Annotated in this window: 21 protein-coding genes and 2 pseudogenes; 16 read left to right on the top strand and 7 right to left on the bottom strand. The window is 66.1% G+C overall.

Going from position 1 to position 21,051, the window contains the following annotated elements; translation table 11 throughout:
* Positions 1–12 precede the first annotated feature (12 nt).
* From HWV67_RS02245 to HWV67_RS02220, 7 genes and pseudogenes are all read right to left on the bottom strand, one after another.
* A complete protein-coding gene (locus HWV67_RS02245) occupies positions 13–921 on the bottom strand; it encodes a LysR family transcriptional regulator (RefSeq protein WP_175649729.1) in 909 nt (302 codons plus the stop codon).
* A 234-nt stretch (positions 922–1,155) separates the two neighbouring features.
* On the bottom strand, positions 1,156–1,812 hold the full coding sequence (locus HWV67_RS02240) for a hypothetical protein (protein WP_175649728.1): 657 nt from the start codon (positions 1,810–1,812) through the stop codon (positions 1,156–1,158).
* Positions 1,813–1,883: 71 nt separating this feature from the next.
* Positions 1,884–2,477: pseudogene (locus HWV67_RS31980) on the bottom strand (methyl-accepting chemotaxis protein); the annotation flags it as partial.
* Positions 2,478–2,753: 276 nt separating this feature from the next.
* A pseudogene (locus HWV67_RS31975) lies at positions 2,754–3,389 on the bottom strand (cache domain-containing protein); the annotation flags it as partial.
* 288 nt (positions 3,390–3,677) lie between these two features.
* Complete coding sequence (locus HWV67_RS02230; protein WP_175649726.1) at positions 3,678–3,929, bottom strand: hypothetical protein; 252 nt, start codon at positions 3,927–3,929, stop codon at positions 3,678–3,680.
* Between the two features lie 14 nt (positions 3,930–3,943).
* Positions 3,944–4,669 carry a methyl-accepting chemotaxis protein gene (locus HWV67_RS02225; RefSeq protein ID WP_175649725.1) on the bottom strand — a complete coding sequence of 242 codons (726 nt, stop codon included), beginning with the start codon at positions 4,667–4,669 and terminating at the stop codon, positions 3,944–3,946.
* A gap of 183 nt (positions 4,670–4,852) precedes the next feature.
* Positions 4,853–5,860, bottom strand: coding sequence for an AraC family transcriptional regulator (locus HWV67_RS02220; RefSeq protein ID WP_175649724.1), 1,008 nt, complete (start codon positions 5,858–5,860; stop codon positions 4,853–4,855).
* A 294-nt stretch (positions 5,861–6,154) separates the two neighbouring features.
* Here HWV67_RS02220 and HWV67_RS02215 point away from each other — a divergent pair, with 294 nt between their 5' ends.
* The 16 genes from HWV67_RS02215 (at position 6,155) to HWV67_RS02140 (ending at position 21,044) form a co-directional block, all read left to right on the top strand.
* On the top strand, positions 6,155–6,820 hold the full coding sequence (locus HWV67_RS02215; RefSeq protein WP_175649723.1) for a response regulator transcription factor: 666 nt from the start codon (positions 6,155–6,157) through the stop codon (positions 6,818–6,820).
* Positions 6,807–8,210, top strand: coding sequence for a sensor histidine kinase (locus HWV67_RS02210; RefSeq protein WP_175649722.1), 1,404 nt, complete (start codon positions 6,807–6,809; stop codon positions 8,208–8,210). Before HWV67_RS02215 ends, HWV67_RS02210 begins: the two co-directional genes overlap by 14 nt.
* A gap of 107 nt (positions 8,211–8,317) precedes the next feature.
* Positions 8,318–8,515: a Flp family type IVb pilin gene (locus HWV67_RS02205; protein WP_095158855.1), complete on the top strand. Its 198-nt coding sequence runs from the start codon at positions 8,318–8,320 to the stop codon at positions 8,513–8,515.
* 18 nt (positions 8,516–8,533) lie between these two features.
* Entirely contained in the window at positions 8,534–9,091 is a 558-nt protein-coding gene (locus HWV67_RS02200) for an A24 family peptidase (protein ID WP_175649721.1), read from the top strand.
* A 14-nt stretch (positions 9,092–9,105) separates the two neighbouring features.
* Complete coding sequence (gene cpaB / locus HWV67_RS02195; protein WP_110970167.1) at positions 9,106–10,014, top strand: Flp pilus assembly protein CpaB; 909 nt, start codon at positions 9,106–9,108, stop codon at positions 10,012–10,014.
* A gap of 66 nt (positions 10,015–10,080) precedes the next feature.
* Positions 10,081–11,589, top strand: a complete 1,509-nt coding sequence (locus tag HWV67_RS02190; protein ID WP_110970166.1) for a type II and III secretion system protein family protein — start codon at positions 10,081–10,083, stop codon at positions 11,587–11,589.
* A 17-nt stretch (positions 11,590–11,606) separates the two neighbouring features.
* Positions 11,607–12,251: a CpaD family pilus assembly lipoprotein gene (locus HWV67_RS02185; RefSeq protein ID WP_175649720.1), complete on the top strand. Its 645-nt coding sequence runs from the start codon at positions 11,607–11,609 to the stop codon at positions 12,249–12,251.
* 13 nt (positions 12,252–12,264) lie between these two features.
* On the top strand, positions 12,265–13,521 hold the full coding sequence (locus HWV67_RS02180) for an AAA family ATPase (RefSeq protein WP_175649719.1): 1,257 nt from the start codon (positions 12,265–12,267) through the stop codon (positions 13,519–13,521).
* Positions 13,522–13,642: 121 nt separating this feature from the next.
* The gene (locus tag HWV67_RS02175; RefSeq protein ID WP_175649718.1) at positions 13,643–14,887 is read left to right on the top strand and encodes a CpaF family protein; all 1,245 of its coding nucleotides are present in this window, start codon (positions 13,643–13,645) and stop codon (positions 14,885–14,887) included.
* A complete protein-coding gene (locus tag HWV67_RS02170) occupies positions 14,888–15,880 on the top strand; it encodes a type II secretion system F family protein (protein ID WP_175649717.1) in 993 nt (330 codons plus the stop codon).
* A complete protein-coding gene (locus tag HWV67_RS02165) occupies positions 15,877–16,833 on the top strand; it encodes a type II secretion system F family protein (RefSeq protein WP_175649716.1) in 957 nt (318 codons plus the stop codon). The genes HWV67_RS02170 and HWV67_RS02165 overlap by 4 nt, the downstream gene beginning before the upstream one ends.
* Positions 16,834–16,864: 31 nt before the next feature.
* Positions 16,865–17,725, top strand: a complete 861-nt coding sequence (locus tag HWV67_RS02160) for a tetratricopeptide repeat protein (protein ID WP_175649715.1) — start codon at positions 16,865–16,867, stop codon at positions 17,723–17,725.
* Between the two features lie 18 nt (positions 17,726–17,743).
* Positions 17,744–18,316 carry a TadE/TadG family type IV pilus assembly protein gene (locus tag HWV67_RS02155; protein ID WP_175649714.1) on the top strand — a complete coding sequence of 191 codons (573 nt, stop codon included), beginning with the start codon at positions 17,744–17,746 and terminating at the stop codon, positions 18,314–18,316.
* A complete protein-coding gene (locus tag HWV67_RS02150) occupies positions 18,313–18,882 on the top strand; it encodes a TadE/TadG family type IV pilus assembly protein (protein ID WP_110970158.1) in 570 nt (189 codons plus the stop codon). The genes HWV67_RS02155 and HWV67_RS02150 overlap by 4 nt, the downstream gene beginning before the upstream one ends.
* Complete coding sequence (locus HWV67_RS02145) at positions 18,879–19,268, top strand: YbaN family protein (RefSeq protein WP_175649713.1); 390 nt, start codon at positions 18,879–18,881, stop codon at positions 19,266–19,268. The genes HWV67_RS02150 and HWV67_RS02145 overlap by 4 nt, the downstream gene beginning before the upstream one ends.
* A 216-nt stretch (positions 19,269–19,484) precedes the next feature.
* Complete coding sequence (locus HWV67_RS02140; RefSeq protein WP_175649712.1) at positions 19,485–21,044, top strand: TadE/TadG family type IV pilus assembly protein; 1,560 nt, start codon at positions 19,485–19,487, stop codon at positions 21,042–21,044.
* Positions 21,045–21,051: the final 7 nt, after the last annotated feature.

Raw genomic sequence — 21,051 nt, 5'->3', positions numbered from 1 at the left:
GCAAAGCATCCATCAGCTCAACCGCGCCAACTCTTCCCGACAGAAATCCACAAACAATTGCGCCGGCCGGGTCAACTGCACCCGCTTCAGCTTGGCGGTCACCAGCCCGGACATTTCCACCGGTTCGGCAATCTCCACCGCCACCACTTTCTGCCCGTCATAGGTGCATTCCGAACTCGGCCGGGTCACCAGCAGCGAGAACCCGAACCCCTGCCCCACCATGCCGCGCACCATCTCGATCGACGGCGAGCTGAAAACGATATTCGGCGTCAGGCCCAGGTCGTTGAACAGGCTGACGAAGTAGGTCCGGCTCGGCGCCACGTCCAGCAGGATCATCGGTTCCGGACACAGGTCACGCAGCGAGACCTGGCTCTGGCTGGCGAAACGGTGCTTCTGCGGCAGCAACACATAGGGTTTCTGCGGCGGCATCAACGGCTCGGTTTCGATGGTGTTGTCGAGGTAGTGATCGTAGAGAAACGCCAGATCGAAAGCGCCCGAGGTCAGGCCCTGGATCAGCTCCTGCTGCTCGCCGTCGCGCATGCGGATATCCACCCCGGGATAGCGCTGGCGAAAACCTGCGATCAGTCGCGGCAGGTACAGCGGCGCGACGGTCTCGAACACACCGATATCGATTTGACCGGCCACGGTGTCGTTGTCGGCCAGGGCGTTCTGCTCGAACTCGCGGGCCATCTGCAAGAGCAATTTGGTCTTGCTGTAGAAACGCTTGCCGCTGGGCGTCAGGGACACGCCCTGGGCGTGGTGACGGATGAACAGTTGCACGCCAAAGCTTTCTTCCAGGCTCTTGATCGCCGTGGAAATCGACGGCTGCGCAATGTAGAGCTGACGCGAGGCCTCGGCAACGCTACCGGCCTCGACCGTGGTGACGAAGTACTTGAGTTGTCGCAGGGTGTAGGAAGCCACGTGAACCTCTCCTGGCCGGCTGCCGGCTCCGTCCCGCAGCGGTGTGGTCGATGAAGCTGTCACCTTACCGTAGACGCCGGATGACGGCTTGGCCGCCAGGAGAGGTTTTTCCTGTGCGTGGAAGATATTTTTCCTTGGGTCGTCAAGCGGTTGCCAGGCTGCTGGCGTCGCGCTGGGAAAAATCCACGCAAACTAAAACCCCGCCATCGGCGGGGTTCGACCTGCAAGCCCGGATCAGAACGACTCGACAGGCTTCTTGGCGGCTTCCGCGAACTGTTTCTGGTCCAGTTTCGGGAAGGAGAAACGAATGACCAGTGCCGAATCGTCGGCTTCCTCGGTAATAGCCAGCTCGGCCGCGCGCACGGTTTCCGGCATATCAATCCCCATGACCGCGGCGCTGGTGTAGGACGACTTCATCTCCACACCTTCAAACAGGGTGTAGGTCAGGTTGCCCGCTTGCAGGCTCTGGTTCTCGAAATTGGTCAATTTAGTGACATAGTCGTTCTTGTCTTTCGATTTCTTTGCCAACTCGATCAGGTCCAGTTGTGCCTGCTTGTTAGCCATCGCCACCAGCTGGAACGACTTGGTGAGCGCCGCAACGGAGGAGGTATAGACCTCCTGCTCGAACGGCATGGAGACAAGCGAAACGGCCTTGAGCTTCGCGCCGGTAAAGGCCAGCACTTGCACGATTTTGTGGCCAATGAAATCGACATCATCAATGCACGGGGCATCACCGCCGATGTCTGCACTGCAGTCATAAATGCCTTTTGTCTTGGCGAAGCTGGCCTTCGGCGCGTCGTAGGCAAAGTCCTTGAACAGCTTGTTTTCGGCGGCCACGGCAGAACCGGCAAACACCACGCCCAACGCAAGCAATCCGGCACTTTTCAACATTTGATATTCCTTTCAAGTCTAACGGTGATGCCAGAACGATATCACATCTTGGATCCAGGTTAACCCTTGCCTCAAATCACCACCTTCGCCACCTGCTCCTGCAACTGCCGCGACACCCGCTTCAACCCTTCACACGCCTCCCCCGTCTGACGCAAGGTCTGGGTGCCGGTGGAGGCGGCATCGTGAATGCGGGTGATGCTGCGGTTGATTTCGTCCGCCGTGGCCGCCTGTTCCTCGGACGCGCTGGCGATCTGGAAGGCCATCTGGCTGACCGTCGCCGCCGACACGGTGATGCGCTCCAGCGCCTGGCCGGCGCGGGCCGAGGCTTGTACCGGGTGCTGCGCGGCGGCGACGTTGGTGCCGATCTGGCCCGCCGCTTCACTGGCGCCGGCCTGGACCCGGGTGATGATCTGCTGGATTTCCAGGGTCGATTTCTGGGTGCGCATGGCCAGACTGCGCACTTCGTCCGCGACCACCGCAAAGCCACGCCCGTGCTCGCCCGCGCGGGCGGCTTCGATGGCGGCGTTGAGCGCCAGCAGGTTGGTCTGTTCGGCAATGGCCGAGATCACTTCCAGCACCTGGCCAACACTGCCGGAATCGGCAGCCAGCTGGTCCACCACGCGGCGGCTGTCGTTCAGGCCGTCCGCCAGCACGCCAATGGCGCTGACGGTTTCGTCCACCGTGCCGCGCCCCTCGCTGGCGTGGCGCTCGGCTTCTTCGGTGGCGCGGGCAGCGACGCTGGCGTTCTGCGCCACTTCCTGCACGGTGCAGACCATCTGGGTCATGGCCGCGACCACGCTATCGGTTTCCTGTTGCTGGGCGGCCATGTTGTCCTGTGCGGTGCGGGTGATGCGGCCGAGGTCGTCAGTGGCCTTGGCGATCGCCTGGCTGGCATCGACCACGCTGGCGGTGACGTCATGGGCCGCCAGCACCAGGCTGTTGAAACTGCGCGACACCTGGCTCAGTTCGTCGTCGCCATCCACCGGCAGGCGCAGGGTCAGGTCGGTGTGACCTTGGGTTGCACGGGCCAGTGCATCGACGGTGTCGTTCAACGGCCGGGTGATGCTGCGGATCAGCAGCCAGGCGAACAACCCGATGGCCAGCAAGGCAAGGCCGACGATAAAGGCCGGAACCCGCAGTACCTGATTGACTTCATCACGCACGTCCTGCGGATGGATGCCGCTGGCCAACACCCAGCCCCACGGCTTGAACAGCAGCACTTCCGAGACCTTGAACTCGGCCTGGGCGCCATTGGCCCGCGGGAACCAGTACTCCACCGTGCCGCGGCCGAGGGTGCGCGCCTTGTCGATCATCTCGCGGGAAAACAGCTTACCGTTGACGTCCTTGAAGTCCGCCAGTTGCTTGCCCACCAGCGTCGGCGCGGTCGGGTGCATGAGCATGCGGTGGTCGAGGTCGAGGACCAGCAGGTAGTTGTCGCCGAGGTAGCGGATGGTGCTCACCGCCTGCAGCGCCTGGCGCTGTGCTTCTTCCGCGCTCAGATGGCCTTCGCTGGCCTGGCGCTGGTAGTGGCCGAGGATGTTCGAGGCGGTATTCAGCGCAGTGCCGACACCGGCCATTTTTTCGCTCAGCAAGGTGCGCTGCAGGGTCAGTCCCAGCCAGCCGCTCAGGCACAAGACAAACAGGGAAATGCACGCAACCAACAAGGTGACACGCGTACTGATGCGGAGTTTTCTCAACCCGGACATGGAATGCCTCGTTCTTGTAATAGTGATGGCAGGGGTATGGCCTGCGGCGGCAAACATACACCAATGCATTCACAAGAAACGAGGAAAATAGAAAAGGATTAGCGAATTTGCGACTCATTAAATCGATTTACATTCATAACAGTATTCGCGATCAAGAAATCAACCGTTGGCTTTGTCCTTGTCGTCCCGTGGCGGCCAGACCAGCCGCAGGTGCGGCTCGGGCGGTTGCAGGCGCTGGCGGTTCTCGCTGAGCACGCGCAACCGCGCCTCCAGCCGCTCGGCTTCCGCCGCCAGTTGCTCCAGGGCCTCAAGCAGTGGCTTGGCGGACTCGGCATCCACCGGCTCGGGCCGCTGGGCGACACATTTCATCAGGTCGTGATAACGACGCATCAGCGTTTTGAACAGGATCACTCTTACCTCCGGCACTACGCGTGGAGGCCCTCGGGCCGTGGACAAGCCTTCAATCGTGTTTCCAGCCGCGCGGCCTTGCGCGCCAGCTCCTGGCTGGCGGCGCTGACCTGGCGCGAACGCCAGGCCGAGGTCTGCGCGAGTTGTTCGATACTTGCCAGGGCACCTTCAAGCTCATCAGCCGCTTGGCCCTGGGCCTCACAGTCGCGAGCAATCAGCGTGCCGCACTGGCTGATGCTGCTGGCCGCATCGCTGATCCCGGCCAGGGCGAGGTTGGCGCTGTAGGTCTGGTCGCGGCTTTCCCGGGCCAGCGCCCGCACGTCCTGCACCATCATCGCGCCCTCGGCTTCGGCACCGCTCGCCGATTTGTCCATCGAACGGAACGCCATCAGCGTCGCGCTGAGCCCGGCTTGGCCTTTGCGCGCCAGGCGCAGCGACTGGCGTGATTCGTTGTCGACCCGCTGCGCCGTGCCGACCAGTTTCAGCGCTTGCGCCTTGATCCGGGCGAAGGCCGGCGCGGTGTGTTCGAGCTTGCGCTGCTGTTGTTGCAAAGCGATGTCGCAACCGTCGGTGAGGACGTTGAGGCGCGCGGCCAACTGCGCCAACAGCAGCGCATCGTGATGCAGCGCGGACAGGGTTTGACGCAGCCGTTCCACCTCGCGCTGCCCCGCGCGGAGGCGCCGGGCCTGCCAGTACGCCAGCACCAGCAACAACAGGCACAGGCCTGCCGTCTTGCCGAACACAATCACCTGCGGCGCACTCAACACCACGACGGACAGGACAAGCAGGAGGGCAACGCGTGGAATGGAGATGGGAAACCTCGGCGGGGGCGCAAACGTGTGCGGACTATTGTCCGCACTTTCGCGGCGAGCTTTAACCCCGCGCCGGCCGAGGGATAAATGAAAGGGCTGCGTGGATAAAGGAAACTAGCGGTTTCCCTCGTCCCGATACCGCCCCGGCCCCATCCCGAACCACCGTTCACAGGCCTTGTTGAACGCGCTCTGATGACGGAAACCCACCTGATAAGCGATCTGCTTGAAGCTCAGGGTGCTGCTGCGCAGCAGGTTGTGGCTGTCGCGCAGGCGCACTTCATCGAGCAGGCGTAGAAAGCCGTGGCCTTCATTTTCCAGGCCGCGACTGAGCTGGTGCTGGCTCAGCCCGAGACTCTCGGCTACCCCCGCCAGGGTCACCGGCCGGCCTAGGGCGAAGTGTTCGCTGATCACCCGCCGGGCCCGCAGGCTGAAGGCGTCGCTGTCCAGCTGCCGTTGCCACTGCGCCAGGTACTGGCTGTGCACCGCGTGCAGCGCCGGGTCGTGGGTGGCCACTGCGAACTGGACATCGGCGTGGCTGAACAGCAAAGCGTTCTGCGCCGCGCCGTAGTGGATTTCAGCACCGTAAAGCGCTTCGGCGGCGCGGGTGTCGGCCGGGCGCGGATAGCTCAGCTCCGCCCGCAACGGCCGGATCGCCCGCCCCGGCACCAGCCAGCACAACAAGCCGAGGGTAATGGCCGCGATGGCATCGATGAACACCCGCGACAGCGGCTGCTGCTCGGGGTCGGTCACGACGCCCACCAGACGCACGCCCTCGATCCGCTCTTCAACGAACAAGCAAAAGCCGGTGCCAATCAGGTGGTGAAACTCGGCCATGGCCGTCAATACGCTGCCGATTGTCGGGCTGGACATCAGTGCATAGCCCAACGGCCCAAGGTTGGCCGGATGGGCATGGTGGAAGGCACGCAGGCCGATGTCCGGGTCGCCGCTCAGGGCACTGGCCTGCTCGAACAACGCGGTGAGCGAAGCCAGTGAAATGAACGCCGGCCCGGACGCCGCCAGCAGCGGCTCGCCCAGTCGCCGGCAAAGCGCAGCAACGGCAGGATCAGAGTCACCAAGCGCGGCAAGGATCGCGCCGGCGAAAGTCCGCGAAAGGGTGTGCATGAATGGGCCCCACGCAAGAAGTTGGTCTACCAGATTAAGGTCGGTCATCCGACAGCAAAGTCGCTCATTTTACCCGGCTAACCACCGCTCACTGGAAGACCGTAAATGGAGTAAGGCTTTTCCCGATGGGGTTTCAGCCTGATAGGGAAATGCCATCAATCGATTCCAAAGTGAAATGAGTTGTCATACAATTATTGGTAATGATTCTCAGTATCTAATCTTAATAATTCTTAACTGAACGATGAATCAGCAGGCTGATAGAACAAACGCGAATCTCCAGTGAAGGAGCGGTGAATGCGGGTATTAGTAGTAGAGGACGACCCTTCGGTCAGCCATTGGCTTGGGTGCAAGCTGCATGCGTGCGGGCATAACTGCCGACTGATCGACAACGGCGAATGTGCCTTGCAGATGATCGGCAGCGAAGTCTTCGATGTGGTGATTCTCGACCGGATCCTGCCAAAGATGGACGGCATCGAGGTGCTGCAACGGCTGCACGGCCAGAATCGTCCGCCGATCCTGATCCTGTCGGCCAACGACCAGAGCAGCGACCGCGTCGAGGGCCTGCGGGCCGGCGCCGATGACTACCTGGGCAAGCCCTTCGACTTCAACGAGCTGCTGCTGCGCCTGGAACTGCTGGCAAGGCGTCACCAGCGCCAGGTGCCAAGCGAGATCCTGCAGATCCAGGACCTGCGCATCGACCTCGCCAGCCGCCGGGTACAGCGCGGCGAGAAAACCATCGACCTCACCGACAAGGAGTTCAAGCTGCTCCAGGTACTGGCCGAACACGCCGGGCAAGTGGTGACGCGCGGCATGCTGCTGGAGAAGATCTGGGGCTACAACTTCGACCCGCAGACCAACCTCATCGACGTGCACCTGTCCAAGCTGCGCACCAAGCTGGAAAAAGGCTTCGAGCACCCACTGATCAAGACGGTAAGGGCGATCGGCTATGTCCTGGGCTAGCTTTCGCCCACTCCTCGCCACCAGCAGCCTGCGCCAAGCCACCACTATCGCCTTCATCTGCCTGTTGTTCTCGCTGATCTCCATCGTGCTGAGCAACCAGTTGCTGGAGGTGGTGATGCGCAGCCATGTGCGCGACATGATCCTCAACGAGGTGCGCAGCGGGCAATTGCAGGGCCGCTTCGACGATGCCGCGCAATTGGCCTGGTCGCTGCAGCATCGCCAGTCGCTGGAGGTGCGCAAGGAACACCAGGCGGTGGTCATCGACCGCGACGGCCGACTGCTGCTGGGCAACCCCGATTACCTGCCCGACACCAGCCGTCCGGCCACCGGCAAGCCGCGCTGGCACCACACGACCCTCACCAACCGCAACGGCTACACCGCAGAAATTCTCGGTCTGTCGATCCCGCTGCCAGACGGCGGCCAGTACTTCACTGCCTTCGATCTGCGGCCGATGTTGGAGCGCACGCGGATCATCCCGCTGGCCACCGGCGCCGGATTGCTGCTGTTGCTGTTGTCGATTTTGATCACCGCCCTGCCCTTCGGCCTGCACAACCTCTACCGCATCAACCGCATCCGCGATGCGCTGGTGCGCTACGCCAACGGCGACTACACCGCCCGCGCACCGACCACCCAGCAAGGCGACGAATTCGATCAGTTGGGCATGGAAATCAACCACGGCCTGCTGCGGATCAACAAGCTGATGGACGAGGTCAAGCACATCACCAGCCATATCGCCCATGAGCTGCGCACGCCGTTGACCCGCCTGCAAAGCCGCCTGCTCACCGCCAGTGAAATGCTCGAAGGCCCGGCCCGCGAAGAACTGCTCTGCGCGGTGCAGGACAGCGAGCGGATCCAGAACCTGTTCCGCGCGGTGATGCGGATCGCCGAGGTGGAAACCGGGCGCATGGCCTGCCATTTCCAGACCATCGACGTGTACGAACTGCTGCACGACGTCACCGATTACTACCAGCCCCTGGCCGAGCAACGCGGCTGTCCGCTGCGCCTGGACGTGGCCCGTGACTGTCAGCTTTACGGTGACCGCGCCTTGCTGTTCCAGGCCCTCGCCAACCTGATCGACAACGCGCTCAAGTACGCGCCACCAGGGCTGCCGATCACCCTGCGCGCGCAGTCGCGCAACGGCCATGGCGAACTGCAGGTGCGCGACCACGGCGCCGGCATCGCCGCCGCCCAGAGCGAGCGGGCGATGGAGCGTTTCCAGCGCCTCGGCGAAAGCGCCGAGACCCCCGGCCACGGCCTCGGCCTGACTCTGGTGCGGGCCATCGCCGAGCTGCACGGCGGCGAGCTGCGCCTGGGCGACAACCGCCCCGGCCTGATCGCCACCCTGTGCGTACGCCGTCAGCGCCTCGGCCCGGCGGGCGAGGTTCGTTAAGCATTCTTAATGGTTGTCGCCTTGCTCGCCAATTGAGAATAAATCTTAATATCGCCACGCCCCGCCGGGGGCTTTCCTCCCCCCAACCCTGTTCCCGGAGACTGTTCATGACCCCACGCATCCGTGCCTTCCTCAACGACGAAAGCGGTGTGACCGCCATCGAGTACGGCATCCTCGCTGCCGCCATGGCCGCGGCCATCGGCATCATCTTTGGCGAGGACGGGGTGTTCATCAAAGCGCTCAAGGATCGCTTCGCCGCCATCGGCAACCAGATCAACGGCGACAAGGGCGGCGCCGCGCAGTAAGCCGGCCAGCCAGTCCAGATGAACAGCACTTACGCCCTAATCGTCCTGCTCCCCGCACTGTGCTGGGTGATCTGCTCGGACCTGCTCTATCGCCGCATCCACAACCTGCTGGTGGTGCTGTTGCTGCTGGTCTGGTGCGCTTTGCCGCTGTTCGCGGCTCTCGGCCTCGGGCCCTGGGCCGGGCTCTCCGGCCAGGCGCTGCTGAACGAAACCGGCAGCGCGCTGTTCGGCGCGGCGCTGGTACTGGTGGTGGGTTTCACGCTGTTCAACCTGGGCCAGGTCGGCGCCGGCGACGTCAAGCTGATGACCGTGCTGTGCCTGTGGAGCAGCGGCAACCAGATGGCGTTCCTGATCGTCACGGCCCTGGCCGGCGGCATCCTCGCCCTGGCCATGCCGCTGCTGACGCCACTGGAACAGATCGTCGCGTTGCTCTGGCAACGCCTCGGCGCACGCTTCCCGGTGCTGGCCATCGCCACGCCCACGGTACTCACCAGCGACCGCCCGCAAGGCCTGCCCTATGGCCTGGCCATCGCGACCGGCAGCTTCTACACCCTGCTGTTTCCCATTCACTCCTGACGACCGGTTGAACCATGAAAACCCCTTCCGTCCTCCTGCTGGCAGGCGCTTTGACCCTGGCTGGCGGCGCTGCCCTGCTGGCGCGCGTCCTGCTCGCACCGCCCGCCGCGCCCGTCGCAGCCAAGGCCCCTGAAGCCGCCCCCGTCTCCGTGAGCAAACTGGCGGTGCTGGTCGCTACCCGTGAACTCAAGCCCGGCCAGTTCATCGACAGCAGCCTTGTGCGCTGGCAGGAAACCGAGGCCGAACTGCCGGCCGAACAGGTTTACCTGCGTGGCCAGGACGACCTCGGCCTGGTGGTCGGCGCCACTGTGCGGCGCACCGTCGCCGAGGGCCAGCCGGTGTTCGCCAACGCCCTGGTGCGTCCCGGCGAGGCGGGCTTCCTGGCCACCGCGCTGACCCCGGGCATGCGCGCCCTGACCCTGCCCACGTCGGCAGTCGCTGCCGGCCAGGGCCTGGTGGCCCCGGGTGACCGCGTCGACATCATCCTGGCGCTGAACAAGGAAGCCCTCGAAGGCCGCGAATCCGTTGGCGCGCCAATCTTCCCGCCGCCGTACGCAGCCCAGACCCTGCTGCGCAACGTCCGCGTACTGGCACTGAACCGCAGCGCCCGTGACCTGACCCAGCGCAACGACCGCGCCAAGACCCCGGCCACGCCAGGCAAGAAAGAAGAACACCCGTACTTCGACAGCGTCACCGTCGAAGTCACGCCGCGCCAGGCCGAGCGCCTGTCCCTGAGCAAGGAAATCGGCGTATTGCAACTGGCCTTGCGCAGCAACCGCGAAGAGAGCGACAGCCTGCCCCGCAGCGGCAGCCGCGAGGTTACCCGCCTGGCCCAGACCACCGACCTCTACCCGGCCAAGGCCGCGCCCCCGGTCATGCTCTATCGCGGCGGCACCACCGAGATCGTGCTGCCCATCCACTGAGGCGCCCGCCCCTCCCGACCGTGCCCGCACCCCGGGCATTGACTGGCCTTTCCGGAATTCCTGACGATGAAGTTCGCCCCTGCCTGCTCCCCCCTGTCGCTGTCCTGCGCGCTGGGCCTCGGTTTGTTCTGCGCCCTGCCGCTGCGCGCCGAGGTCGTGGTGCTCGACCCGCCGCTGCAACTGCCGCCGCAATATGAAGAAGTGGCCCAGCCGGTGGACACCGAAGCCTACGCCAGCGAGGCCGAATACCCTGTCGCGCCGGCACCCAAAGTCGCCGCGCCACGCCTGCCGGCAACCCTGACCGAAGTCCGCGAAACCCGCGACCTGCACCTGCTGCTCAAACAGGGCCGGTTGCTGCAACTGCCCAAGGCGGCGAGCAAAGTGCTGGTGGCCGATCCGAAGATCGCCAGCTATCAGGTGCCGACTCCCGGCAGCGTCTTCGTGTTCGCCGAAAGCGCCGGCGCCACCACGCTCTACGCCCTGGATGCACAGGACCAGGTGATCGCCGCGATCCGGGTGATCGCCGACTACGACCTGGATGCCCTGAGCAAGCAGATCAGCGCCGAAGTACCGGGAGCCAAGGTCGAGTTCGGCCCGTCCTCGGCCAAGGGCCTGGTGGTGCGCGGCAATGTCCGCACGCCGCAGCAGGCGCGCCAAGTGATCAGCGCGGTCGAAGCCTACCTCGGCTCGCCCAGCAGCAGCCCCAACGGCGGCGGCGCCGCCGGCAGCGACGGACCACGGGTGATCAACCAGCTCAAGGTCGAGCTGTCGGCCCAGGTCAACCTCAGCGTGCGTATCGTCGAAGTCTCGCGCAGCCTCAGCTCCGAGCTGGGCCTGAACTGGGAAGCGACCCTCAAGGACGGCAACTACTTCTTCCGCAACGCCCGCAGTCTGTTCGACGCCACCACCGGCGCATTTACCGGCGGCACGGCTACCAACGCGGTAGCCGGCGGCTTCCACCGCTATGGCTCGACCACCGTTTCCGGCCTGCTCACCGCCCTGTCCCAGGACGGCCTGGCCACGGTGCTGGCCGAACCCAACCTGACCGCCATGTCCGGCGAGACGGCGGGTTTCGCCGCCGGTGGCGAGGTGCCGATCGTCATCACCACCAACAACAACATCACCATCGAGTACAAGCAGTACGGCGTGATCATGCGCATGACCCCCACCCTGCTCTCGCCCAACCGCATCAGCCTGCACGTGGCCCCGGAGGTCAGCGACCTGTCCGACGAAGGCGCGGTGGAGCTGCAAGGCAACGTGATCCCCGCGTTCAAGGTGCGCCGCGCCGACACCACGGTGGAACTGGCCAGCGGCCAGAGCTTCGCCCTCGCCGGCATGCTGCGCAGCAACAGCGCCCAGCAGGTCAGCGGCGTTCCCGGCCTGAGCAGCATCCCCGGCCTTGGCCGCATGTTCGAGACCCACACCTCCAGCCAGGCCGACACGGAGCTGGTGATCATCGCCACCGCCTACGTCGTCGAGCCCACCACTGCGGGCGAGTTGCAAACCCCGGGCCGAGGCCTGCGCTCCCTGGATGCGCAACTGCCTGCCCAGGCTTCCGCCGGCTACCTGTACTAAGTTTCGGAGCACTTCGCATGCACGCCGCCAAACCCCTGTTCGTCGCCCTGTCCCTCGCGCTGTTGCTGGGCGCCTGCGACCGCAATGTCAACAACCAGCGTATCGCCCCCTACGCCCCACAAAGCCCGCAGGCACCGATCCGTGCCGTGCCGTCGGCGATGGTCGCGCACCTCACCGCCACCGCCGGTGGCGGCATGAGCCGCGAGTCGCTGGCTGACCTCAACACCCTGCTCGCCCGCCAGGGCCGCCTCAGCCAGCAGACCCTGACCTTGCGCCCGTCGACACCGGTTGGCGAGCAGGTCGCCAAACGCCTGAACGAGGTGCTGACCCAGCTCGGCGCCCGCCAGGTGATCGTCGCCCCGACCCAACTGGACAAAGCCCAGGGCGCCGACCTGCAAGTGGTTTCCGAAGCGCTGGTGGCGCAGATCCCCGATTGCACCATCAGCGACCCGAGCCGTTCGGCGGTCAAGCCGTACCGCGCCATCGGCGACCTGGGCTGCGCCAACCGCGCCAACATCGCGCGCATGGTCGCCGACCCGCGCGACCTCAACCGAGCGCAAAGCCTCGAAGGCGCCGACGGCGTCGCCGCGGTGAACGCCGTCGAGCGTTACCAGCGCCACGAGACCGTGGAACTGCTGGACATCAACTTCAACAAGGACTGACCGGTAGCGAGCCATGAACGACACCACGCGAGTCACCCCGCCCGGCAACGACGTGCAACCGGTGCTGCTGTACGCCGCCACTGCCGCCGACGCCGAACTGTTCGGCCAGTACCTGCAACGCCTCGGCCTGCCGGCGCAACTTGCCCGCGCCGGCGGATTCGCCGCCGCCCTGGAAGGCTGCCGCGAACACGCCGCGCCCGAAGTGCTGGTGGTCGATCTCGACGGCCAGGCCTCGCCGCTGCAAGCGGTGGCCGAACTGGCCCAGGTCTGCCCGCCGGACTGCCGCCTGATCGCCCTCGGCAGCACCCACGACCTGAACCTCTACCGTGCGCTGCTGCACAACGGCGTGCAGGACTACCTGTGCAAACCGGTGCCCCTCGACCAGTTCGCCAACACCCTGCGCCGCGCCCGCGATCCGCATGACAGCCAGCACCCCGGCAGCCGCACCGGCCGCACCATCGCCATCACCGGCGTCAGCGGTGGCCGCGGCACCAGCACCGTGGTCGCCGGCATCGGCCAGTTACTCGCCAGCCAGCGTCACAGCAGCAGCGCCGTGGTGGACTTCGACCGCGGTCGCGGCGACCAGGCCCTGCTCCTCGGGCATGACGGCGACGCCGGCCTCGCTGCGGCGCTGAGCACCGCGCAGATCGACTCGCGCTTCCTTGAACGGGCGCTGGCGCGGATCGACGAGCGCCTCTATTTGCTCGGCCAGCAACCCGACCTGCGCGCCGCCGACGGTTTCAGCGGCGAACACCTGCTCAACCTCGGCGCCAGCCTCTGCCAACTGTTCAACCAGGTGATCTGGGATTTGCCCAGCGGCCGCTGCCACGGTGCCCTGGAGGTACTGGAGCATGCCGACACGCGCATCCTGCTCTGCGACTTCAGCGTGCAGGACGCGCGAAACTGCCTGCGTCTGCTGCGCGAGATCGGCGACGAGAGCAATGGCCAACGCCTGCTGCTGGTGGGCAACCCGGTACGGCCGGGCCACCTCGACCTGGTGGAACGCCAGCAGTTCGAAGACTTCGTCGGGCACAAAGTGGACCTGATCCTGCCCCACGCCGGCAGCGTGATCGCCGACAGCCTGCTCGCCGGCCCGCTGCAAACCGCGCGCGCCCCGGCCTTGCAACAGGCCCTGCTGGACCTCGCCGATCTGGCCTGCGGACGCGCCCCGAGCAACGTCCCGGCAGCCAGCGGCAACCTGATCCTGCGTCTGCGCCAGGCGCCCGGGCCGTGGCCGTCGCGCCGCCTGAAGCGAGGAACCGGCCGATGATCATCCGACACCCGAAAAAGAACCTCGCCGCCGTCGCCGTCAGCGACGTGCCCGCGCCGACCCACAGCCCCCGCGCCAGCACCGAGCCGACCTCGGTGCAGCGCGCGGCCCCACCCGCCCGGTGGACACCCTTGGCACCCAGAACCGTCGGCTGATCCGCAACCAGCTCTACGACCAGATCGATCCGCTGAAAGCCGCCGCCCTCGGCCGCGATGCCCTACGCCAACAGGTCGAGTCGGTGATCCGCAAGATCTGCGACGACAGCCGCCTGCAGTTGTCCCGCCAGGAAGAACAGGCGGTCGGCGAGGAAATGCTCAACGAGATGGTCGGTATCGGCCCGATCCAGCCGCTGCTGGGCGACGACTCGGTGAACGACATCCTGGTCAACGGTGCCGGGCAGGTGTTCGTCGAGCGCTACGGCAAGCTGGAGCTGTCGCCGATCACCTTTATCGACGAAGAGCACGTGTTCAACACCGCCCAGCGCATCGCCGCAGCGGTGGGCCGGCGCATCGACGAAACCCACCCGATGGTCGATGCGCGACTGGCCGATGGCAGCCGGGTGAACGTCATCACCTACCCGCTGGCGATCGACGGCACCACCATCTCGATCCGTAAGTTCATGCGCCGCAACATGTCCCTGGACATACTCGCCGAGCGGGGCGCGCTGTCCTTCGAGATGGCCGAGGTGCTCAAGCGCGGCATGCTGGCCAAACTCAATATCGTCGTCTCCGGCGGTACCGGCGCGGGCAAGACCACCCTGCTCAACGCCCTGTCGCAGAACATCAGCGACGAGGACCGGGTGATCACCATCGAAGACGCCGCCGAGCTGCAACTGCAACAGCGTCACGTGGTGCGCCTGGAAACCCGTCCGGTCAGCGCCGAAGGCACCGGCAAGGTCGACCAGCGCGACCTGGTGCGCAACGCCCTGCGGATGCGCCCGGACCGCATCATCCTCGGCGAGGTTCGCGGCGGCGAAAGCTTCGACATGCTCCAGGCAATGAACACCGGCCACGACGGCTCGCTCTGTACCGTCCACGCCAACACCCCGCGGGACGCCATCATGCGTCTGGAAAACATGGTGATGATGGCGGGCATGCAACTGCCGCTCGAAGCCATCCGCCGACAGATCGCCAGTGCCGTGAACCTGATCGTCCAGGTCGAGCGGATGCGCGACGGCGGCCGCCGCATCGTCTCCATCACCGAGGTCTGCGGCATGGAGAACGACGTGATCCAGACCCAGGAACTGTACGGCTTCACCACCAGCAGCGTGGATGCCGACGGGCGCCTGGTCGGCCAGTTCAACGCCAGCGGCCAGCGGCCGCAGTTCTACACCCGGCACGCCCATCTGTTCACGGGAGGCCAGTGAATGGACGCGCTGCTCGATCTGTTCACTCTGCTGGTGTTCCTCTGCGTGCTGCTGGGCTTCTTCGCAGTCCGCAGCCTGAGCCGCAAGCGCCAGCGCGCCGAGGCCCAGGCCGAGCGGCTGACCGCGCTCAAGGCCGGCTTCTTCGCGGCACACCCGGGCGCGGCCCTGGCCCTGGAAAAAAGCCCCGACCTGCTGCGTGGCCAGGACGCCCCGGCCTGTACCCGCTGGCCGTTAATCGGCGCCCCTCTCGGGCGCCTGTGGCTGGGCACTCGCAGCCTCGGCTGGCACGGCACGTTGCGTTCACGCCTGGGTCTGCTGGCGGTCGCCAGCCTGATCGTCGGCGTGGTGCTGGGCCGGCAGATGCCATGGCCGTGGCTGTACGGCAGCTTGCTGGCGGTGCTGACCTTCGTTGGCGTTGCCGCAGTGATTTATCGCAACGCGATGAACCGCTACCTGCACGATCTCAAACTGAGCTTGCCGCAGGCGATCGATGCGATCACCCGCGCGGCTCGCGCCGGGGTGCCGGTGAGCAACGCCTTCACCCTGGTCGCGCAGAACATCAGCGGACCGCTGTCGGTGGAGTTCGCCGAGATCGACAACTGGCTGCGCCTCGGCCTGCCGCTGCGCCAGGTGATGCAGGACTCGGCCAACCGCATTCCGCTCAATGAATACCGCTTCTTCGCGGTGATCCTGATCATCAACCAGGAAGCCGGTGGGCGCCTCGGCGAAACCCTCGATCGCCTCTCGGCGACCCTGCGCGAGCGCCAGGAACTGCACCTCAAGGTCCAGGCCAAGACCTCCGAGGCCCGTGCCTCAGCCAAGATCGTCGCGGCGCTGGTGCCTTGCGCGCTGGGCTACATGTACCTGAACTCGCCGCGCGACTTCCAGTTCCTGCTCAACGACCCGACCGGCAACAACGTGCTGTTCTACGCCTTCGGCAGCGTGACGCTGGGCCTGGTCATCACCCACCTGATGGTACGGAAGATCGCATGAACAGCTTGCTCCAGGATCCGTTCATCCAGGCCGCGCTCGGCCTGCTCTGCTGTGGCCTTGGCATCGGTCTGATCGGCCTGTACCGCCAGCAGCGCCAGCCGGTGCTGCACGAGCGCCTCAACCGGCGTGCGGCCAGCAGCCCCACCAGCAGCAGCGCCGACATTCTCCGCGACCAGGGCCTGCAAGTGCCGCCGCGCCTGCTCGCCGTGTTGCAAGCCGTGGCCCGGGTTGGCGAACAGGCCGCCGGCAGCCCGCGTGACCGCGAAAAACTCGGCGTTCTGCTGGCCATGGCCGGCCTGCGCCAGCGCGAGGCCCTCGGCCTGCTGGTGGCCGGCAAGTACCTGCTCGGCCTGCTGCTGGTGGCGCTGGTGATGGTGCTGATGGAGCCGGGCAAGCGCTTTGGCCTCAACGGCGTGGCCGCTTCGCTGGTGGCCTTGTTCGTCGGCGGACTGATCCCCGAACTGTGGCTGAAATGGCGCGCCGCCCGCCGTGGTGGCCGGCTGGCCCGCAGCCTGCCGGACGCCCTCGACCTGATGGTGATCTGCGCCGAAGCCGGCCTGCCGCTGGGCCGCGTGCTGCAAGTGGTGGCCAAAGAACTGTCGCTGTCGGCGCCGGAGATGGCCGACGAGTTGCGCTACACCTGCGCCGAACTGCAGATCCTCGCCGACCGTCCGCGCGCCCTGCTCAACCTCGCCGAACGTACCGGCGTCAGCGGCATCGACAGCATGGTTTCGACCCTGATCCAGGCCGAGCGCTACGGCACGCCGCTGTCCCAGGCGCTGCGGACGATTTCCGACGAGAGCCGCAAGACCCTGATCCTCACCCTGGAAGAGCGCGCCGGCAAACTTCCGGCCCAGCTCAGCGTGCCGCTGATGACCCTGATCCTGCCGCCGATCATCGCGATGATGGGTGCGCCGGCGCTGGTGCGCATCGTTCGCCTGCTGTCCAACTGAACCTATCGACTGCCCTTTTCGAGTGACCGCCATGCCCCGCTCCCTGACCACCTTGACCCTCCTGGCCCTGCTCACCCTCAGCGGTTGCAGCAGCCTCGGTTCGGCGCTGCCCGGCGGCGCCCCGACGCTGTCCGGCAAGGAAAACCGCGAAGCGCTGAAACTGGCCCGGGTACTGCGCGACAACGGCCGCCTGGAAGGCGCGTTCGAGGTCTACCAGCGACTCGACCAGCGCAGCCCGCTTACCGGCGCCTACCTGCTGGAATACGCGAGCGTCGCCGCCGCCGTGCGCCCGCCGCGCGATGCCTGGGCGCTGTATGACCGCGCGCGCCAGCAAAGCGACCTCGCCGCCCTCGACCCGGCCCAGCGTCAGGCCCTGTGCGGTGGACTGGGCCGCGCCGCGCTGGCCCTGGGTAACGCCAGCAGCGCCGAACAGAACTTCAGTTGCGCGTTGAAGGTGGAAGGCGAACACAGCCAGCGCGCGCAACTGCTCAACGGCCTCGGTGTGGCGCAGACCCTGCTCGGCCAGCGCCCGGCGGCGCGCGAGTCGTTCCAGCAAGCCCTGGCGCTGGAACCCGGTTACAGCCCGGCGACCAATAACCTGGCCCTGAGCTGGCTGGCCGACGGCGAGCGCAGCAAGGCCATCGGCCTGCTCAACGGTGCGCGGCAAAGCGGCGAAGTCGCCCTGCAACTGAACCTGGCCCTGGCCTGGGTGCTGGACGGCCACGACGACACCGCCCTGCGCATCCTCGAAGAAACCCTGGAGCCGCATTACGCCCAGGACATCCTCGAACGCTTCCGCGCCACCCGCGAGCGCATCGTCAACGGCGCGCCGGTCGACAGCGAACTGCTCGCCGCCAGCCAGCAACCCCTGAAACTGGCCAGCCAGGACTGATTGTCGATGAGAGCGTCGATGAAACTGCTCGTTGCCCTGCGTCGCTTGCGCGGCGCCGATGACGGCGTCACCGCGGTGGAAACCGCGTTCATCCTGCCGGTGCTGCTGTTCGGCCTGATGATGCTGTTCGAACTGGCGCACATGGCCCTGGTCATCGGTGCCGGCAACCTGGCGCTGGAACATGCCGTGCAGCGCCTGCGGGAAATGCCGGATTACTACCGGCTCGGCGCCAGCGACCTGCAGCAGCGGTTGGCCGAAAGCATGCAGGCGCGCAGCTTCGGCCTGATCGAGGCGGGCGAACTGAAGGTCGATGTGCTGCCGTTCGACAACCTGCGCCGCTACGGCGAATCGCGCCCGGGGGCCAGCGCCTCAAGCAGCGCCAGTGAGACCGACAGCGACGGTGAGGCCACGGTTGAAACGCCGCTGGACACCGTGTTTTCGCCACCGATCCTCAGCGTCACCGTGGACCTCAAGCAGGACTACATGACCGTCTTCCCGGGCCTGTTCGGCCTCGGCGACGGCTACCAGTACCAATACCGTCACCTCCTCGGCAACTTGCCCAGCGACCCGGACAACGAGGACAGCCAATGAAGCGCAAGCAATCCCAACGCGGCAGTGCCTTGCTGGAAACGGTACTGGTGTTCCCGGTGCTGATCGGCGTCACCCTGCTCGCCGCCGACCTCTACAACCTGCACCAGGCGCGCAGCTACATGGAACAGTCGGCGCACACCATCGCCTCGGTGCTGGGGGTGCAGAGCACCCTCGACAACAACGGCCTGCAAGCCCTGGTCGAGCGCGCCACCAGCATGAACCGCACACCGGTCGAGCTGATCATCAGCAAGGTCGAAAGCGACCGCAGCATGAACTGGCGACCGCTGTACCGCGGCGAGGCCCAGGGCGTGTGTGAACGGCACAGTGCCGGCTCGCGCTTTACCGGCGAATTCCCCGATGCGCTGCGCGCCGATGACGAACAGACCCTGACCAGCGTGCCCACGGTGGTGGTACAGGTGTGCGCCAGCGTCGATGCCCTGGCCCTGAGCTACGCCTTGCTGGGCAGCGACAAGATCGAAGTCCAGGCCATCAGCCGCCTGCAACACGGCACGCCGACCCTGGACGACGTCCTGACCCGCGAACTCGACCCACAGGAAGACGAATGAGCCAGACCGTCCCCCAGGCGCGAGGGCTCAAACGCCTGGCGTACCTGCTGCTGGCCTGGGCCAGCCTCGGCATGGCGGTGCTCGGCGCCATCCTGCCGGGGCTGCCCTGCACAGAGTTTGTCCTGCTTAGCGCATGGGCGGCATCACGCAGCTCACCGCGCCTGAGCCGCTGGCTGGAACAGCACCGGTTGTTCGGTCCGCTGCTGCGCGACTGGCAGGCGGGCGGGTTTATCAGCCGGCGGAGCAAAGTGGTCGCCAGCGTGGCGATGCTGCTGTGCCTGGCATTGCTGCTGTGGCACCAGCCGCCGTTGTGGCTGGTGTTGTGCGCAGGCGGCGGGATGGGCTGTGGGGCGGTGTTTATCTGGTCGCGGCCGGAGCGGGGTTAGAGGGCCACCTCCCAAGGGTTCGGCACCCCGCCAAACGCGCGCCTACAGAGGCGACGTGCCGCGGACCTTGTAGGAGCGAGCTTGCTCGCGATGCCCCCACCCTTAAGCAATCTTAATGATGCGCCAATTGCCGCGAACAAGAACGATTCTTATCTTTGTCGCCACCCTCGGCCGAGGCACCTCCGGCCCACTCACTGCGCAGGAACCCGTCCCGCCATGCCCGCTCTCCCCCGCTTCGCCACCCGGCTCCGTCACTTCGCCCGGCAACAACAGGGGGCCGTCGCGCCCTTTGCGATTCTGGTGCTCGGCGGTGCGCTGATGGCCACCGCCTATGTCATCGACCAGAGCCGCGCCCTGGAAAACACCGCCCAGCTCAAACGCGCCACCGACGCCGCCGCCATGGCCGTGGGCAATCAGCGCCTGCTCGATGACCGCCTCAGCCAGCAGCAGATGCAGCAACTGGCAACGAGCATGGTGCAGGCCAACCTCGGCACCGACCTGGCCCTGCGCGAGCAGGTGGCTGGCGACGCCATCAACGTCACTCAGGAGCGCGACGGCGAAGGCGTGGTGCGCCTGACCGTCAGCGCCGCCTACAGCGCCGAGTCGCAACTGCTGCAAGCACCCACGCAACGCATGCAGGTCAGTTCCACGGTGGAAGTGGTCAATCGGCCGGTGGAAGTCGCCCTGGTGATCCCCAACACCCTCAGCGAACAGGCCCGGGACCTTGCGGCCTTGCGCCGTCTGGTCCGCGAGTTCGCCGAGCAGGTGCTGGGCACCCGCCCCGACGGCCAGACCTGGATTTCCCTGGTGCCCTACAGCCAGTCGGTGAATGTCTACAGCAGCGAAGACAGCGGGCGCATCCGCCGCTGGGCCGCGCCCGGTGCGCTGACCCCGGTGGAACTGCGCTCGCTGTTCCGCACTGGCTACAGCGGCCTCGCCGACCAGCGCATTCCCGACCGCCGCGCCAACCTGCTGTGCGTTTACCGCGGCCTCAGCCTGGGCCAGAACTACTTCTGGGACCAACCGCCGTCCGGGCAATTCAAGATCCGTTACCGTCACGACCTGCTGGAGAACGGCAGCCCCGGCGCGCCGGGGATTTCCTGGACCGGCCCCAACCCCGACTTCGGCCAGGCCAGCGGGGTCAACGACATCCGCTGGATGGTCGCTGACCGCGGCTGCCCGGCCGCCGCCCTGCTGCCGCTGACCCGCGACATGACCCGCATCGAACGCCGCGTGCAGGAGTTCTCGACCCGTTTCAACACCAACTACGCCATCGCCATGGGCTGGGCCGCCGCCAGCCTTTCGCCGCAAATGCGCGGGTCCGCCGGCTGGGGCGACAGCCGCCTGCCGCTGGACTTCAACGCCGACCGCCAGGGCGACAACGTGAAGATCATGGTCATGCTGGCCAACACCAGCGGCAACTGGTTCGACACCGACGACTACAACGCCGAGGTCGGCCAGGCCATCGACGGCGAGAACTCCACGGTGTCGTCCAACGACATCGCCGGCCGGCGCTTCATGAGCCTGTGCAACAGCTTCGTCGCCCGTGGCCTGAAATTTCATTTCCTCGGGGTTCGCCCCGGTGACCCCAACGACTTCGGCCGCCGCCTCTTCGACCGCGTCGCCGGCCCCGGCCTGCGGGTCTGCGCCCAGGACGGCAGCATGACCTTCGCCAATGCCGAGAACTTCGGCGACGGCGAAGCCCAGCTACGCAGCCTGCTCCTCGACATCGCCAACAAGATCAAGCACGAACGCTTCGTGCGCCTGATCGACTGACCGCCCC

Source organism: Pseudomonas sp. Marseille-P9899 (assembly GCF_903166565.1).
In the GTDB taxonomy this organism is placed as follows: Bacteria; Pseudomonadota; Gammaproteobacteria; order Pseudomonadales; family Pseudomonadaceae; genus Aquipseudomonas; species Aquipseudomonas huaxiensis.
This window is presented reverse-complemented; position numbering and strand designations above follow the sequence as displayed.

Excerpts from the sequence above, each read along its gene's own strand:
- HWV67_RS02240 (WP_175649728.1), bottom strand. The coding sequence starts at position 1,812 with ATGTTGAAAAGTGCCGGATTGCTTGCGTTGGGCGTGGTGTTTGCCGGT.
- HWV67_RS02220 (WP_175649724.1), bottom strand. The coding sequence starts at position 5,860 with ATGCACACCCTTTCGCGGACTTTCGCCGGCGCGATCCTTGCCGCGCTT.
- HWV67_RS02215 (WP_175649723.1), top strand. The coding sequence starts at position 6,155 with ATGCGGGTATTAGTAGTAGAGGACGACCCTTCGGTCAGCCATTGGCTT.
- HWV67_RS02210 (WP_175649722.1), top strand. The coding sequence starts at position 6,807 with ATGTCCTGGGCTAGCTTTCGCCCACTCCTCGCCACCAGCAGCCTGCGC.
- HWV67_RS02205 (WP_095158855.1), top strand. The coding sequence starts at position 8,318 with ATGACCCCACGCATCCGTGCCTTCCTCAACGACGAAAGCGGTGTGACC.
- HWV67_RS02200 (WP_175649721.1), top strand. The coding sequence starts at position 8,534 with ATGAACAGCACTTACGCCCTAATCGTCCTGCTCCCCGCACTGTGCTGG.
- cpaB (WP_110970167.1), top strand. The coding sequence starts at position 9,106 with ATGAAAACCCCTTCCGTCCTCCTGCTGGCAGGCGCTTTGACCCTGGCT.
- HWV67_RS02190 (WP_110970166.1), top strand. The coding sequence starts at position 10,081 with ATGAAGTTCGCCCCTGCCTGCTCCCCCCTGTCGCTGTCCTGCGCGCTG.
- HWV67_RS02185 (WP_175649720.1), top strand. The coding sequence starts at position 11,607 with ATGCACGCCGCCAAACCCCTGTTCGTCGCCCTGTCCCTCGCGCTGTTG.
- HWV67_RS02180 (WP_175649719.1), top strand. The coding sequence starts at position 12,265 with ATGAACGACACCACGCGAGTCACCCCGCCCGGCAACGACGTGCAACCG.
- HWV67_RS02170 (WP_175649717.1), top strand. The coding sequence starts at position 14,888 with ATGGACGCGCTGCTCGATCTGTTCACTCTGCTGGTGTTCCTCTGCGTG.
- HWV67_RS02165 (WP_175649716.1), top strand. The coding sequence starts at position 15,877 with ATGAACAGCTTGCTCCAGGATCCGTTCATCCAGGCCGCGCTCGGCCTG.
- HWV67_RS02160 (WP_175649715.1), top strand. The coding sequence starts at position 16,865 with ATGCCCCGCTCCCTGACCACCTTGACCCTCCTGGCCCTGCTCACCCTC.
- HWV67_RS02155 (WP_175649714.1), top strand. The coding sequence starts at position 17,744 with ATGAAACTGCTCGTTGCCCTGCGTCGCTTGCGCGGCGCCGATGACGGC.
- HWV67_RS02150 (WP_110970158.1), top strand. The coding sequence starts at position 18,313 with ATGAAGCGCAAGCAATCCCAACGCGGCAGTGCCTTGCTGGAAACGGTA.
- HWV67_RS02145 (WP_175649713.1), top strand. The coding sequence starts at position 18,879 with ATGAGCCAGACCGTCCCCCAGGCGCGAGGGCTCAAACGCCTGGCGTAC.
- HWV67_RS02140 (WP_175649712.1), top strand. The coding sequence starts at position 19,485 with ATGCCCGCTCTCCCCCGCTTCGCCACCCGGCTCCGTCACTTCGCCCGG.